Source organism: Streptomyces sp. NPDC014727 (genome assembly GCF_043083485.1).
In the GTDB taxonomy this organism is placed as follows: Bacteria; Actinomycetota; Actinomycetes; order Streptomycetales; family Streptomycetaceae; genus Streptomyces.
Genome location: NZ_JBIBYR010000006.1, coordinates 133,646 through 147,837, shown reverse-complemented (window position 1 = coordinate 147,837; position 14,192 = coordinate 133,646). Strand labels below are relative to the sequence as shown.

Sequence of the window (14,192 nt, the reverse complement as noted above, 5' to 3'; positions counted from 1 at the left end):
CGTTTGTACTTCCTCTCGCCGAGGGGGTGCACAGGCGTTTACCCAGAGGGGGTGAACGCTCGTGCACCCCTGCGCGACGCCCTGGCCGACGAGCACCGTACGGAGAGCCATGCCCGCGGACATACCCGCCCCGACCGCCGCCACCATCACCGGTGAACAGGCCCCGCATTCCCGTTTCGCCGTCGGCGTGCTGGCCTTCTGCGGCGTCGTGGTCGCGGTCATGCAGACGATCGTCGTACCCCTGCTTCCACACATCCCGGCGCTCACCGGCGCCTCCCCGGCCGCGGCCAGTTGGCTGGTCACCGTCACCCTGCTCACCGGCGCCGTCTTCACACCCGTCCTGGGCCGCGTCGGCGACATGTACGGAAAGCGGCGGGTGCTCGTCGCCTCGCTCATGGTGCTGGTGCTGGGTTCGGTGCTGTGCGCGGTCAGCTCCCACATCGGGGTGCTGATCGTCGGCCGCGCCCTCCAGGGCGCCGCGCTCGCGGTCGTACCGCTGGGCATCAGCATCCTGCGTGACGAACTCCCGCCCGAGCGGGTGCTGTCCGCCGTGGCGCTGATGAGCTCGACACTCGGCATCGGCGCGGCGGTCGGGCTTCCGGTCGCGGCACTCGTCGTCGAGCACTTCGACTGGCACACGATGTTCTGGGTCTCGGGAGTGATCGGCGTCATCGACATCGTGCTGGTGCTGTGGTGCGTACCGGAGTCCCCGCTCCGCACGCGCGGCCGTTTCGACGCCGTCGGCGCGCTGGGCCTGTCCGGGACCCTGGTCTGTCTGCTGCTCGCCGTCACCCAGGGCGCGGACTGGGGCTGGACATCGGCCCGTACGGTCTCCCTGCTCGTCGCGGCCGTGGTGCTGGCGCCGGTCTGGGGCGCGTACGAGCTCCGCGTGCCGGCGCCCATGGTCGACCTGCGCGTCTCCGCCCGCCCGGCCGTCCTGCTGACCAATGTCGCGGCCCTGCTGATCGGCTTCGCCTTCTACGCCAACTCCCTGGTCACCGCGCAGATGGTGCAGGAGCCGAAGGCGACGGGATACGGGCTGGGCGCCTCGCTCGTCGTCAGCGGGCTGTGTCTGCTGCCGGGCGGCGTGATGATGGTGGCGCTCTCACCGGTCTCGGCGCGGATCTCCGCGAAGTACGGTCCGAAGGTCAGCCTGGCGCTGGCGGCGGGGGTGATCGCGGCCGGATACGTGGTGCGGTACTTCACCAGCCACAGCCTCTGGTTGATCATCGCCGGTGCGACGGTCGTCGCCTCGGGCACGGCCATCGCGTACTCGGCGCTGCCCGCACTGGTGATGCGCGGCGTCCCGGTCAGCGAGACGGGCGCGGCCAACGGTCTCAACACCCTGATGAGGTCGGTCGGGCAGGCGTTCTGCAGTGCGACGGTGGCCGCGGTGCTCGCCAACCTCACGTTCCTGGCGGGTGGCCGGACGGCCCCGACGCTCCACGCCTACCAGGTGGTCTTTTTGATCGCGGCGGGCGCGGCGCTCGCGGCGCTGCTGGTCACGCTGTTCCTGCCCGGCGGCCGTAGGTCCGCGACGGGTACGGTCGAAGGGAGCCGCAACGCCGCCCGCGACCGGGAGGACGGTGTGCGGACGATGTCGATCCGGGAGGGCACATGACCAGCGGGCAGGCCACCGTACCGGCACCGGGTGCCGTGGACGCGGCGGGCACGGGCCGGGACGCGATCCTGCGCGCCGCCCGCCGGGCGTTCACACAGCGTCCGTACGCCGAGGTGACCATCAGGGCCATAGCGTCCGACGCGGGGGTGAGCCCGTCGCTGGTCGTCAAGCACTTCGGCCGCAAGGAAGAACTCTTCAACACCGTCGCCGACTTCGGCCCCGCGGCCGCGGAACTCTTCGACGCACCGCTCGGCACGCTGGGCCGCCACATGGTCGTGACGCTGGTGAGACGACGCCGGGAACTGCAGTCCGATCCCTTGCTGCGGGTCGTCTTCTCGCTCGGCAACCGCGACGAACGCTCCCTGCTGCGCGACCGCTTCCACGAACAGGTCACCGACCCCCTGGCCGCCCGCCTCCCCGGCCCCGAACCCGCTCTGCGGGCCGAACTGATCGCCGGCCACCTCCTCGGCCTCGGCGCCACCCTCAGCCTCCACCGCGACGGCGCCGGCGCGGAGGCCGGCCCCGAACACATCGCGGACCTGTACGCGCCCGCGCTGCAGACCCTGATCACCGGCTGAGGAGCGGGCGGCACCGGACCCGCGGTGTGACGTCGGGCCGCCCGGAGGAAGCCCCGTCGGCCCTCACCCGCAACGACCACCCCGTATCTGTCCGCAGCGACTTCCCGCCCCCGTGCGACCGCACCCCGGGACGAGCGCGGTGCGGCTCGTACCGGGGTGCGGTCGCACGGGGGTGACGGATCAGCTGAAGACGACGGATCGCAGCTTCAGCCGGCTGGAGGCGTGGCCGCCGTCCGGCCGGAGGGTGAAGTAGTCGCCCTCGCAGTCGACACCGGAGAAGACGGTGGCGGTCGCGTCGGTGTGGTTCCACGGCGTGTGGGCGGGGCTCGACGCAGCGGGGTCGGCGACCTCGGGCAGGGTGATGCAGACCCCGCTCGGCGGGTTGAACAGGAGGCCGATCTGCGGGGCACCGTCGAGGCCGCTGTACGTGTAGCCGAAGTCGCCGGAGGCCGCGTCGGCGGAGGCCGGCACGGCGACGACGAGCGCGAGCGCTCCGAAGGCGGCAGCCATGGTGGAACGAAGACGCATGAAAGGCACTCCTTGTGCGGGAGAAGAAAAATCGGAACCGGCCCAAGTCTGTGTCTCTGACCTGCGGTTACCAACGAATAAGGGATTTCTTCACCCGGACGGGAACTGCTGAATCGGTTCTGCCGACGGCCGTGCGGGTCACGTGCGAACCGTCGCTGGCGGTGGTCCCCGGGCCCGGCCTGGCCGAACGACGCGAGGCCCGGATTCCTTGAACCTCTGGCTGCCCGCCCCCGCCCCCGCCCAGCCGACCGCCGCGGCCGAGCGCGTGGAGTTCCTCACCCAAAATCCTTGACTGACTTTTCAGTCAGTCCTACTGTCGTGTGCCGATGACGATGTAGGGAGGGCTGAGGTATGAGCAGGGCGAAAGTGCAGGCAGTGGCCGCTTCTTCCGGGCAGGTGGACGACGAGTTCGGGCGTGTGGAGCGGGCCGGGGTGGAGTTCTTGCCGGTCGCGGAGCGGCAGTCCGCGCCGCGGAATGTGTTCGGGGTGTTCGTGGGTGGAAACCTTGCGTTCTCGACGATCATCTTCGGCTGGCTCCCGATCACGTTCGGGTTGAGCTTCACGCAGGCGATGGCGTCGAGTGCGGTGGGTTTGCTGCTGGGGCTGTCGCTCATGGTGCCGATGACGTTGCTCGGCCCGCGGACCGGTACGAACAACCCGGTGTCGAGCGGCGCGCACTTCGGCATGCGGGGCCGACTCGTGGGTTCGACCTTGACCCTGTTGTTCGGGATCATGTACGCCGCGATCGCCGTCTGGACATCGGGTGAAGCGCTCGTGGCCGGTGCGCACCGGCTTTTCGGTACTCCCCAGGGTGATCTGGCGAATCTGATCGGTTACGCGATCGTCGGCTTCGAGGTGGTACTGATCGCGCTCTACGGGCACGGCACCATCGTGGGCCTGCAGAAGTTCATCATCCCTGCCGCAGTGGTCCTGCTGCTGCTCGGCGTCTTCGCGTATGCACCGGGCTTCGACCCGGGCCGCAGTTCGGGCGAGTATCTGCTCGGTGGTTTCTGGCCGACTTGGTTCTTCGCCGTAGCCGTCTCGATGGGCGGCCCGCTGTCCTATGCTCCCTCGGTCGGTGACTACACCCGTCGGATCTCCCCGAAGCGCTTCTCTGATCGGCAGATCGCGGTTGCGGCATCAGCGGGCGTGTTCGTCGGGCTGTTCGTCGCGGCAGCCTTTGGCGCGTTCACCGCCAGCACGTTCGAGACCTTCTCCCCGTCATATGTCGCCGACCTGGTGACGACGTCACCGGCGTGGTACGTGGTGCCGCTGCTGCTTGTCGCACTGCTCGGTGGGTGCGGTCAGGGCGTGATCAACATCTACGCGAGTGGCCTGGACCTGGAGTCGATCATTCCGCGCCTGAGCCGGACACAGACGACACTGATCACTTCTGGGATCGCGCTCGGTGTGATGTACCTCGGTGTGGTCGCGGTCAACGCGATCGATTCGATCACCGCGATGACCGTCGTTCTCAACGCACCCGCAGGTGCCTGGGTGACGATCAACGCGATCGGGTTCCTCGTCGCGCGGCGGGGACGCTACGACGTCGTCGCCCTCCAACGGTTCGGGTTCGGAGTGACAGGCGGCCGGTACTGGTTCACCGGCGGCTGGAATTTCCGGGCTGTCGTCCCGTTCTTGCTCGGCTCGCTCGTCGGGCTATTGACGGTGAGCAATGAACTGTATGTGGCGCCGTTCGCGAGCGTCGTCGGCGGTGCGGACATCAGCCTTCCGCTCTCGATCACCGTGTCCGGCGGTCTCTATCTCCTCGCGTTGCGGCTCTGGCCTGAAGACAAGACGGTCAACCTCGTCCCGGTAGCCGACGACGCGAACAGCGCACCGGCCGACGAGAGCCTTCCCACCCGCTGAATGGCGTCCCGGCATCGCCCGCGCGGCAATGCCGGCAGCCCGACGACGCCGCTGCAGTACCCACGCTTCCCGAACCCGACACTCACCATTCAAAGCAAGGAGCGATCCGACATGACCACCCCGAGCAGCACCTGGCGTATGCCGAGCGAGACCGTCGAGCAGGAGCGCGTCTACATGGCCTTCCCGCCCAAGGGGGAGTCTTTCGGCGCATCGGACGAAGAGGCCCGGTCCGCACGTGAGACCTGGACGGCGGTGGCGCACGCCATCGCGGACTTCGTGCCCGTGACGATGCTCGTGGACCCGGTCGACAGCCAGGTCGCGCAGCGGCTCCTGTCCAGTTCGGTGGAGCGTGTGGAGGCTGTGCTGGACGACGCTTGGATGCGGGACATGGGACCCACGTTCGTCCTCGACGGGGACAGCCGACTCGGGGCGATCACCTGGCAGTTCAACGGCTGGGGACAGCAGGAGTGGGCCCATTGGGAGAACGATCAGCACGTCGGCAAGCTCGTCGCGGAACTCGCCGGCGCCGAGATCGTCCCCTCCGGCCTGGTGAACGAGGGCGGCGGCATCAACGTCGACGGGCTCGGCACCGTCCTGCTCACCGACACTGTGCAGCTCGACAGATTCCGCAATCCCGGTTGGTCGCGCGATCAGATCGAGGCGGAATTCGCCCGCACGATCGGCGCCGAGGAGTGCATCTGGTTCCCGCGCGGGCTCCACCGGGACACCAAGCGATTCGGGACCCGCGGGCACATCGACATCGTCGCGACGCTCTCGCAGCCCGACACGATGCTCCTGCACCGGAAGGAGAACCCGGAGCACCCCGACTTCCACCTGAACGAGATCTACGACGAAGTCGTCGCCGGATCGACCACTGCCGCCGGTGCCGCGTGGAAGGTGCTTGACCTCCCTGCCCCGGTCCAGTTGCGGGACGACGCCGGATGGGTTGATTACAGCTACGTCAACCACCTCGTCACCAATGGTGCCGTGATCGCCTGCACCTTCGACGACCCCAACGACGCCAGGGCGCTCGAAGCGCTCGGAGAAGCCTACCCAGGCCGCCAGATCGTCGGCGTGGACGCACGGAACATCTTCCGCTACGGCGGCGGCATCCACTGCATCACCCAGCAGCAGCCGCGCAGCGCCTCCACGAAGTAACCACCAGGGACGGACAGCACCGGCAGCATTCGGGCCCTCACCGCCCAGGGCACACCACGGCCGGGAGCCAACCGCACCCATGGGATACGAGAACGATCTACCGAGGAAGAACAGAGTGGGAACTCAGCTCGACTCCGCATCCATCAGCGAGCTCCGCACCGCCATGCGCGACGGCACGCTCACATCACGCCGGCTCGTCGAATCCGCACTCTCGCGCGTCGACTCCCTCAACCCGGCCCTGAACGCCGTCGTCGTACTCGACGCCGAGAACGCGCGACGACTTGCCGCAGAATCGGATCACCGCTACCAGGCAGGTACAGCCAGGCCGTTGGAGGGCATCCCGTTCACGGTCAAGGACAGCTACCTCATCAAGGGTCTCACCGCCGCGAGCGGCTCACCGGCCTTCGAATCGCTCATAGGTGGCTGGGACGCCTTCACCGTCGAACAACTGAAGAACGCCGGGGCGATCCTGATCGGGAAGACGAACATGCCGCCGATGGCCGACGGCGGCATGCAGCGCGGCGCCTACGGGCGCAGCGAAAGCCCGTTCAACCCGGACTACCTCCCAGCGGCCTACGCATCCGGGTCGTCCCACGGTTCCGCGGTCTCCGTGGCAACCGGCATGGGCGTCTTCGGGATGGGCGAGGAGACCGTCTCGTCGGGCCGGAGCCCCGCCTCGAACAACGGCATCTGCGCCTACACGCCCTCCCGGGGCGTGCTCTCGCTGCGCGGGAACTGGCCACTGTTCCCCACTCGGGACGTCATCGTCCCGCACACCCGCTCGATCGCGGACATGCTCGAAGTGCTCAACATCCTCGTCGTCGACGACCCGGAATGCCGAGGAGATTTCTGGCGTCAACAGCGCGCGATCCGCCTGCCCGCACCGTCCGAGGTGAGACCGGACGACTACCTCGAACTCGCCACTCCCGACGCGTTGCACGGCGTCAGGCTGGCGGTCCCGCGCCGCTACCTCGGGAACGACGCCAGACAGCCCATTGACGTCCACGCGGACGTGCTCACCCTGTGGGAGTCCACTCGATCCACCCTCGAAGCACTGGGGGCCGAGATCGTCGAAGTCGACCTCCCTCTCATCGAGCTCTACGAGCAGGACAGCCCCTCCTTCGACGCGTTCCACCGAATCCCCGGTATCCCGGACGGGTGGGCCGTTCACGAGTTCACCACCCTGGTCGCGGCCGCCTGGGACGAATTCCTTCGCGCCAACGCAGACCCACGCTTCACCAGACTCGCTGCCATCGACCGGAAGTCGATCTTCCCGGTGCCGGACGGTCAATTGCCCGACCGATACGCCGAAGTCGAAGACAACCACGACCGGTACCGTTCGGTGTACGAGGTGCTCGCCGGGATCCCTGACGCGCTTGCAGCGGACGGGCACCGCCTCGACCCGGCCGCGATGATCCCTGAGTTCGCGCAGGCACTCAAGTGGATCGAACAGATTCGGAAGGTCCACCTCGAAGACTGGCTGCAGGACCAAGGATTCGACGCGCTCGTGTTTCCCGCGAACGCCGACGTAGGCCCCGCCGACGCAGACACCGACCACGAATCAGCCGATCTCGCCTGGCGCAACGGAACTCTGTACTCCCACGGGAACAACGCCATCCGCCACCTCGGAATCCCGACCGTGACAACGTCCATGGGCATCATGCCCACCACGGGCATGCCGGTCGGCGTGACATTCGCCACGAAGGCCTACCGCGATTCCGACCTGCTCGCCTACGCCTACGCCTACGAGCAGGCGCGCGGCACCCGGCCACTCCCCACCGGGCTGCCCTCCGTCGACCGGTGAGTCTCCCGGCACGGCGTGAGACCGGATCAAGGGCATCCCCGTGAGTCCGGATGAGTTCGACACCAGCAGGGCGGTGCCTCTGGCGTCCCCGTTGGGGCGATCACCTGGGAATCACGCCTTGGTCCGCGCATCGAGAGTTCCGCGAGATCGGCACAGACTTGATGCGCGGACCGCCGCGATCGCTCGCGCGGTGCCGGCGTTTGGTGTGACCGCTCTGCGCAGGACAAGATGGGTGACACCCGGCCACCAGTGACCAGCCCGGAGGGGAAGGAGACCAGGATGAGTGACGAAGCCAAAGAGAAGATCCTCGAAGCGGGAAGCCGGTGCGTTGCACAAAACGGGATCCGCGGCCTCCGGGTGAGCGACGTGGCCAAAGAGGCCGGCGTCTCTAACGGCCTCATCTACTACCACTTCGTGGACCGGCAAGGCCTGCTGACCGCGATGCTGGAGTACGTGCACCGCCGCTCCCGCGACCGGCTCACCCAACGCCCCGACTCCGAGACCGTCGACGACATCCTCGACGTGCTGTTCGTCGACGTCAGCGAGGACCAGGAGGTCCGCGACAACTCCGTCGTCTGGAACGAGGTCCGCGCCATCGCCGTGTTCGAGGAAGACCTGCGACAGGCGCTGGCCACCGTGACACGCCTGTGGGAGCGGGACACCGCGAGCGACCTTGAACGGTTGACGAGCGTGCAGAACCCCGAACGGACAGCACTGGTACTCACTGCACTCGTCGAGGGCCTCTCAAGTCGCTGGCTCACCGGCCAACTCACTGCGGACGAAGTGAAAGACATCATCCGCGCCGTCGCCACCCAACTCGGCATCCTCAGGACGGAGAGAACGAGACTCGCGCGATAGCGGCCGTGGTGGAACCGTCGGCTTTCCCTTCGGGACACGAGTATCAATGTCAGTGGTCGATGCGATCCTGCCCGCATGGACGAGCTCATGCGGCGCCGGGTCTATGGCGCCGACCACGACGACCCTGATCCCGGACCGCAGCCCGGCCACGAGTACGTGGAACTGGTCGGCGGCCCCCTCGACGGGCTGCTGCTGGATGTGACCGGGTGGACGGCCGAGCAACGTGCGACCGGAGCCATGCTGATCACGGAGATCGGCGCCTACGGTCCGGGCGGCCACGCCGAGTACGGGCCCAGGCCCGGCACACCGGACAGGTGGGACTGGCAGGGGGACGTGCCGTAGCTCATCGCGTCCGGCTCACTGCCGGCGTTCCCCGCCGCCCTCCCCGGCGCGGTCGGGAGCGCCGCTTCGGTGGCTGGTGCTGTGACCGGAAGGGTTCACCGGCTCGCGACGCCCGGCGTGATCCGAACGAGAGACCCTGGCGGCGAAGCGGGACGGGGGCACGCCGAAGGTGCGCGTGAAGGCGGCGGTGAACGCGGCGGGAGAGGCGTAGCCGAGACGACCGCCGACCTCGCTGACCGAGGCGGTGCGCAGCAGCGGGACGGCCGCGAGCAGGCGGGCGCGGGCCCGCCAGACGGCGGGGCTGTCACCGACCTCGGAGCGGAAGCGCCGGGTGAAGGCCCGTTCGCTCATGGCCGTCCTCGCGGCCCACGCGGCATTGGTGACGCCGGCGTCAGGGGCGGCCAGGTACTCCCGGCAGAGCCTCGCAAGATCGGCGGAGGCGGGGATCCCGACGTGGAACGGGAGCGGGGAGAGCTCGGCGATCTCGTGCAGGAGGAGCGCGGCGATGCTTCCCTCCCGTCCGGAAAGGCTGTAATCGGCCTCGAACTCGACCGCTGCCAGCAGCAGTTCGCGCAGCAGCGGCGACACGTCCACGACCGTGCAGGTGCCGGGCCACCAGGGGACGGCATCCGGCTCGATGTACAGGCTCCGGGTGCTCACCCCCATCATGCGGACCCGGTGCCGAGTGGCGGCCGGAATCAGTACGGCGCGCTCGGGCGGAACGGTCCAGCTGCCGTCGGCGGTGTCGACGACCATGACCCCGGTGGCGCCGTAGAGGAACTGCGCGCGCCGGTGTTCGTGCCAGTCCAGTACATGGCCGGGCGGGTAGTCGGTGCCGATCGGCAGGACGGCCCGGTCGACGTGGTCGACGCCGTCCAGGGAGACGTTCTTCACCCCAGCCACCCTACTGGCCGAGACGCGAAGGAATGGTGCCGACCATCGCATGCGGGAACTCCGTAGGAGCTGGTGGAGTGGGGACCATGGACGTTGTGGCATTGATCGGGATCGGACTCCTCACCGGGACGACGACGGTGTTGTTCGGATTCGGCGGCGGATTCGTCGCGGTGCCGGTCGTGGTGTGGGCGGACGCCGCACTCGGAGCGGACGCGATGCGGGTGGCGACGGCCACCTCGGCGCTGGTGATGCTGGTGAACGCGGGGTTCGCTACGGCCGTCACACCACGGCGGGTCCTCCTCGCGCTCCGTGACAGCGGCGCGCTGCTGCTCCTGCTGGCGGCCGGTGCCTCGGCCGGCGCGCTCGCCACGCGCCTCGCCCCGGCCGATCCGGTCCGCTGGGCGTTCGTCGCGTACGTCGCTCTCACCATCGCCGACCTGCTCCTGCGCCCCGGCTTCCTGCGCCCGCGCACCCAGGTCGAGGCGACCTCCGATGCTCCACGTCCGCCGTCGGCCGTCCTCGGCGCGCCGATCGGTGCGGTCGCGGCGTTCCTCGGCGTGGGAGGCAGCGTCATGACCGTCCCCGCGATGCGGCGGGCCGGACACACGATGCAGGTGGCGACCGCGCTGGCCAACCCCCTCACCCTCGCCATCGCGCTCCCGGCCACCGCATTGTCCCTGGGCGGCGCCGCGGTTCCCGCCGCCGCGGACGCGCATGTGCACCTGGTGGGTCTCGTCGACCTCCGCGCCGCTTCGGCGCTGCTCCTCGGAGCGCTGCCGGTGATCGCGGTGCTGCGACGGCGCCCGCCGCGGATCCCGGACCGCACCTACGCCTGGGCGTACATCGGGCTGCTTGCCATGGTGACGGTCGCGATGCTGCTCCCGGCTTAAGAGCCTGGCCGATGGGGCGCGCGGCGGAACGGGGGTGTCGGCTTCCCTCTGTCATGGGCGAGGGGCCCCCAACACCGGATGACACGCAGTTGAGTGAACCCAACCCCCACTACGCCTAAATGCGGATCTGGTTGGACAACTTGCGGGAGTCATCTCTGATCACGACGTTGGGAGTTCCATGCGCCGACGCAGTGCCCTCATCGCTGCTGCCACTGCCCTTCTGCTCACCGCCCCGCTGCAGGCCGGCGCAGCTCAGCCAACGGAGGCAGCCCTCCGGACAGAAGGGGGGAGGTACCTGATCGTCAGTGAGAATCCCGAAGTCGGCAAGCTGGACTTCGCTCCTTTCACCGTGCCTGTCTACCCGCCCATCTACTTCATCGTCGGCTCACACGCCAAAGATCTCAAGGAGCAGTGGACGGTCGCACCGACCGGAAGTGGCACCTTCACGATCAACTCCACCACGCACCCAGGGGCATCCTGGTCCCGCCGCGGGGACGGTGTCGTCGCCTCCGAGGCGAGCTGGAGCCAGTTCGCTGTCGAGCCGGCAGGTGAGGGGACCTATCGCATTCACACACCCGGTGAGGACGCAGTGGTAACCCTCAACGATTCGGGCCGCGAGCAGCTCCATGTGGAGCCTGCCAACGGCTCGGCCTCGCAGCGGTGGAGGTTCGTGCGCGTCGGCGAATAGAGGGCAGCCAAGGCCCCTGCGGGGTTGCGTGCTCCGGTCGTTGATCGCGGGCCCGCCCCACAGCGGGCCGAACCTCGTCCGTCGGACACGGGCCCTGCCCAGTTCCCGCCCACGGGATCGGCGGCCGGAACGATGTCGGCCTTGCACATGAACGGGGCGGCGTACGCCGACGAGGTGTCGGTGTGTACGCCGCCCTCGGGCGGGACGAGTTGCGGGAAGTGGCCCGCGTTGTCATGGCGGTTATTTCGGGTCGTTGTTGAACTTCGAGGTCGACCAGAGATAGCCGAGCACCGCGAGGCCCAGGCACCAGACGACGGCGAGCCATCCGTTGTTGCCGATCTCGGTGCCGAGCAGCAGGCCGCGCAGGGTCTCGATGGCGGGCGTGAAGGGCTGGTACTCGGCGATCGGCTGGAACCAGCCCGGCATCGCGTCGATGGGGACGAAGGTGCTGGAGAGGAGCGGCAGCAGGATCAGGGGCATTGCGTTGTTGCCGGCGGCCTCGGCGTTCGGGCTGATCAGACCCATGCCGACCGCGATCCAGGTGAGGGCCATGGCGAAGAGCGCAAGCAGTCCGAACGCCGCGAGCCAGTCCAGGACGGTGGCATCGGTGGAGCGGAAGCCGATGGCCACGGCGACGGCCGCGACGAGCACCACGCTCATCACACACTGCAGCACGCTGCCGATGACGTGTCCGGTGAGCACCGACCCGCGGTGGATCGCCATCGTGCGGAAGCGAGCGATGATGCCCTCGGTCATGTCGTTGGAGACGGAGACCGCAGTGCCGACCACGGTGCTGCCGATGGTCATCAGCAGGAGGCCCGGGACGATGTAGGCGATGTACGCGGAGCGGTCCGCGCCGCCGCCGATGCCCGCGCTCATCACGTCGCCGAAGATGTAGACGAAGAGCAGCAGCAGCATGACCGGCGTGAGCAGCAGGTTCAGCGTGAGGGAAGGGTAGCGCCGGGCGTGCAGGAGGTTGCGGCGCAGCATCGTGTTCGAGTCGCGGACGGCGAGGGAGAGGGGGCTCATCGGACGTTCTCCTTGGGCTGGTTGGGGATGCCGGCGCCGCCGGTGAGGGCGAAGAAGACGTCGTCGAGGTCGGGGGTGTGGACGGTCAGCTCGTCGGCTTCGATGCCGGCCGTGTCGAGCCGGTCGAGGATGGAGCGCAGTGCGCGTTGGCTGCCGTCGCTGGGGATGTGCAGGGTGAGGGATTCGTCGTCCCGGGTGGTGTCGTGCAGTGCGGAGGCGGCGTTTCGGTGGGCGGCCGGGTCGGTGAAGCGGAGCCGGACGTGCCCGCCGGGGACGATCCGTTTGAGTTCGTCGGCGGTGCCCTCGGCGGCGATCTTGCCGTTGTTGAGCACGGCGATGCGGTCGGCGAGTTCGTCGGCCTCGTCCAGGTACTGGGTGGTGAGGAAGACGGTGACGCCGTCGGAGACGAGTTCGCGGATGATCTGCCACATGTTGTGGCGGGAGCGCGGGTCGAGGCCGGTGGTCGGTTCGTCGAGGAAGATGATCCGCGGGCCTCCGACCAAAGTCATGGCGAGGTCGAGGCGGCGCTTCATGCCGCCGGAGTAGGTGGAGGCGGGCTTCTTCGCGGCCTCGGTGAGGTCGAACCGCTCCAGCAGCTCGGCGGCGGTGCGGCGCCCCTCACGCTTGGACAGGTGGTGCAGGTCCGCCATGAGGAGCATGTTCTCCTCGCCGGTGATCAGACCGTCGACGGCGGAGAACTGCCCGGTGACACCGATCGCGGCACGCACGGCCTGCGGGTCGGCGGCGAGATCGTGGCCCGCGACCTGGGCCTGACCGCCGTCGGCGGTGATGAGGGTGGACAGGATCTTGACGGCGGTGGTCTTGCCCGCGCCGTTCGGCCCGAGCAGCGCGAACACGGACCCGGCCGGGATGTGCAGATCGATGCCGTCGAGCACGGTCTTGTCGCCGTACGACTTGCGCAGACCGACGGCGCAGACGGCGGCCGGCGACGGGCGACCGTCACCCAGACTGGACGTGGGCATGACAGATGAAGCCATGGAGCCCTCCCATTCGAAGGCTGAAGTGGGTGGAGGATGGAACCGGTTGAGGATGTGTCGCTCAGGCCCTGGCACGGCGGATGTCGATGTTGCCGTGCCGGGTGCGGGCGCGGACCTTGACGGTGTCCTCGGTCTTCCCCGGAGCCTCGGACGCGGTGAGCGTGTTGCGTACCTGGCCGGAGCCCGAGCTGACGTCGAGCCAGGCAGCCGTGCCTTCCCGGATGCCGACCTCGATGGCGCCGTGGGAGGTCTCCAACTGGGCAGTTCCCCGGGCCACTTCGCCCACGCGCAGGGTGCCGTGGGCGGTGGTGGCGGTGACCGAGTCCTCGGCGCGCCGGATCTCGATGTCGCCGTTGGCGCCGCTCACCCGCAGCTCGCCGGTCGCGGCGCCGACGGTCGTGGTGCCGTGCGAGTTCTTCAGGACGGCGGGGCCGTCGACGAGCCCGACACGCAGGCTGCCGGAGCTGGTGGCGATCTCCGCCATACCCTCGACCCGGTCCACGGTGATCGAGCCGTGCGACGCGGTCAGCTTCAGCGGGCCGGTCATGTCGAGGCGGACGTCACCGGACGAGGTCTTCACGCGGACCTCGCCGAGCCGCCCCTCGCCGAGCACCTGGGCCCAGGCGCCGGTCATGTCGACACGCGAGCCCGTGGGCAGTTCGACCGTCACATCGACGGTTCCGGTACGCCCGACGAGGTAACGTGGTTTGGGCGTCCTGACAGTCAGTACCCCGCTCGCGTACGTGACCTCGGTCTGGTCGGCCGCCCGTACGTCCTGGTCCCGCTTCGGATCGCGGGGTTGCACCTCGACGACGGTGTCGAGGCGGTCGCCCGCGGTGAACTGGATGGAACCGGCCTCCACGTGCGCCGTGGCCGAGATCGGTTCGGGAGTGTCGAAAGAAGGCATGGCTGTCCCGTCCTTTGAGTCTTCTGGA

General features: G+C 68.8%; 14 protein-coding genes. 9 read left to right on the top strand and 5 right to left on the bottom strand.

The genetic code is table 11. The annotated features are described in order from the left end of the window. Positions 1-109 precede the first annotated feature (109 nt). Together ACF1B9_RS12600 and ACF1B9_RS12595 are read left to right on the top strand one after the other, a co-directional pair. On the top strand, positions 110-1,621 hold the full coding sequence (locus ACF1B9_RS12600) for an MFS transporter (RefSeq protein ID WP_391744066.1): 1,512 nt from the start codon (positions 110-112) through the stop codon (positions 1,619-1,621). Then, positions 1,618-2,199: a TetR family transcriptional regulator gene (locus ACF1B9_RS12595; protein WP_391744067.1), complete on the top strand. Its 582-nt coding sequence runs from the start codon at positions 1,618-1,620 to the stop codon at positions 2,197-2,199. The genes ACF1B9_RS12600 and ACF1B9_RS12595 overlap by 4 nt, the downstream gene beginning before the upstream one ends. Before the next feature lie 180 nt (positions 2,200-2,379). On the opposite strand, the gene ACF1B9_RS12590 is transcribed toward ACF1B9_RS12595, so the two are convergent. Beyond that, positions 2,380-2,727: a hypothetical protein gene (locus tag ACF1B9_RS12590; protein ID WP_391741532.1), complete on the bottom strand. Its 348-nt coding sequence runs from the start codon at positions 2,725-2,727 to the stop codon at positions 2,380-2,382. 351 nt (positions 2,728-3,078) lie between these two features. Between ACF1B9_RS12590 and ACF1B9_RS12585 the strand changes: the two genes are divergently transcribed. The 5 genes from ACF1B9_RS12585 to ACF1B9_RS12565 all read left to right on the top strand — a co-directional run bounded on the left by ACF1B9_RS12585 (position 3,079) and on the right by ACF1B9_RS12565 (position 8,758). Further along, positions 3,079-4,596: a purine-cytosine permease family protein gene (locus tag ACF1B9_RS12585; protein ID WP_391741534.1), complete on the top strand. Its 1,518-nt coding sequence runs from the start codon at positions 3,079-3,081 to the stop codon at positions 4,594-4,596. Positions 4,597-4,707: 111 nt separating this feature from the next. Then, entirely contained in the window at positions 4,708-5,754 is a 1,047-nt protein-coding gene (locus ACF1B9_RS12580) for an agmatine/peptidylarginine deiminase (RefSeq protein WP_391741536.1), read from the top strand. A gap of 115 nt (positions 5,755-5,869) precedes the next feature. Further along, the gene (locus ACF1B9_RS12575; protein WP_391741538.1) at positions 5,870-7,558 is read left to right on the top strand and encodes an amidase; all 1,689 of its coding nucleotides are present in this window, start codon (positions 5,870-5,872) and stop codon (positions 7,556-7,558) included. 279 nt (positions 7,559-7,837) lie between these two features. Then, positions 7,838-8,416 (top strand): TetR/AcrR family transcriptional regulator, encoded by a 579-nt coding sequence (locus tag ACF1B9_RS12570; RefSeq protein WP_391741540.1) that lies wholly within the window; start codon positions 7,838-7,840, stop codon positions 8,414-8,416. Between the two features lie 75 nt (positions 8,417-8,491). Then, complete coding sequence (locus ACF1B9_RS12565; protein ID WP_391741542.1) at positions 8,492-8,758, top strand: hypothetical protein; 267 nt, start codon at positions 8,492-8,494, stop codon at positions 8,756-8,758. A gap of 15 nt (positions 8,759-8,773) precedes the next feature. Here the strand turns inward: ACF1B9_RS12565 and ACF1B9_RS12560 are convergent, their stop codons facing one another. After that, on the bottom strand, positions 8,774-9,652 hold the full coding sequence (locus tag ACF1B9_RS12560; RefSeq protein ID WP_391741543.1) for an AraC family transcriptional regulator: 879 nt from the start codon (positions 9,650-9,652) through the stop codon (positions 8,774-8,776). 86 nt (positions 9,653-9,738) lie between these two features. Here ACF1B9_RS12560 and ACF1B9_RS12555 point away from each other — a divergent pair, with 86 nt between their 5' ends. Next, positions 9,739-10,542 (top strand): sulfite exporter TauE/SafE family protein, encoded by an 804-nt coding sequence (locus tag ACF1B9_RS12555; protein WP_391741545.1) that lies wholly within the window; start codon positions 9,739-9,741, stop codon positions 10,540-10,542. A 178-nt stretch (positions 10,543-10,720) separates the two neighbouring features. After that, complete coding sequence (locus ACF1B9_RS12550; protein WP_391741546.1) at positions 10,721-11,230, top strand: hypothetical protein; 510 nt, start codon at positions 10,721-10,723, stop codon at positions 11,228-11,230. A 240-nt stretch (positions 11,231-11,470) separates the two neighbouring features. Here ACF1B9_RS12550 and ACF1B9_RS12545 read toward each other — a convergent pair whose 3' ends face one another. The 3 genes from ACF1B9_RS12545 to ACF1B9_RS12535 form a co-directional block, all read right to left on the bottom strand. Continuing rightward, positions 11,471-12,259 carry an ABC transporter permease gene (locus ACF1B9_RS12545; RefSeq protein WP_391741548.1) on the bottom strand — a complete coding sequence of 263 codons (789 nt, stop codon included), beginning with the start codon at positions 12,257-12,259 and terminating at the stop codon, positions 11,471-11,473. After that, a complete protein-coding gene (locus tag ACF1B9_RS12540) occupies positions 12,256-13,242 on the bottom strand; it encodes an ATP-binding cassette domain-containing protein (RefSeq protein ID WP_391795910.1) in 987 nt (328 codons plus the stop codon). Before ACF1B9_RS12540 ends, ACF1B9_RS12545 begins: the two co-directional genes overlap by 4 nt. Positions 13,243-13,318: 76 nt before the next feature. Continuing rightward, the gene (locus ACF1B9_RS12535; protein ID WP_391744316.1) at positions 13,319-14,164 is read right to left on the bottom strand and encodes a DUF4097 domain-containing protein; all 846 of its coding nucleotides are present in this window, start codon (positions 14,162-14,164) and stop codon (positions 13,319-13,321) included. Between the last annotated feature and the right edge of the window lie 28 nt (positions 14,165-14,192).

Excerpts from the sequence above, each read along its gene's own strand:
- ACF1B9_RS12580 (WP_391741536.1), top strand. The coding sequence starts at position 4,708 with ATGACCACCCCGAGCAGCACCTGGCGTATGCCGAGCGAGACCGTCGAG.
- ACF1B9_RS12550 (WP_391741546.1), top strand. The coding sequence starts at position 10,721 with ATGCGCCGACGCAGTGCCCTCATCGCTGCTGCCACTGCCCTTCTGCTC.
- ACF1B9_RS12590 (WP_391741532.1), bottom strand. The coding sequence starts at position 2,727 with ATGCGTCTTCGTTCCACCATGGCTGCCGCCTTCGGAGCGCTCGCGCTC.
- ACF1B9_RS12570 (WP_391741540.1), top strand. The coding sequence starts at position 7,838 with ATGAGTGACGAAGCCAAAGAGAAGATCCTCGAAGCGGGAAGCCGGTGC.
- ACF1B9_RS12585 (WP_391741534.1), top strand. The coding sequence starts at position 3,079 with ATGAGCAGGGCGAAAGTGCAGGCAGTGGCCGCTTCTTCCGGGCAGGTG.
- ACF1B9_RS12595 (WP_391744067.1), top strand. The coding sequence starts at position 1,618 with ATGACCAGCGGGCAGGCCACCGTACCGGCACCGGGTGCCGTGGACGCG.
- ACF1B9_RS12545 (WP_391741548.1), bottom strand. The coding sequence starts at position 12,259 with ATGAGCCCCCTCTCCCTCGCCGTCCGCGACTCGAACACGATGCTGCGC.
- ACF1B9_RS12555 (WP_391741545.1), top strand. The coding sequence starts at position 9,739 with ATGGACGTTGTGGCATTGATCGGGATCGGACTCCTCACCGGGACGACG.
- ACF1B9_RS12540 (WP_391795910.1), bottom strand. The coding sequence starts at position 13,242 with ATGCCCACGTCCAGTCTGGGTGACGGTCGCCCGTCGCCGGCCGCCGTC.
- ACF1B9_RS12535 (WP_391744316.1), bottom strand. The coding sequence starts at position 14,164 with ATGCCTTCTTTCGACACTCCCGAACCGATCTCGGCCACGGCGCACGTG.
- ACF1B9_RS12565 (WP_391741542.1), top strand. The coding sequence starts at position 8,492 with ATGGACGAGCTCATGCGGCGCCGGGTCTATGGCGCCGACCACGACGAC.
- ACF1B9_RS12600 (WP_391744066.1), top strand. The coding sequence starts at position 110 with ATGCCCGCGGACATACCCGCCCCGACCGCCGCCACCATCACCGGTGAA.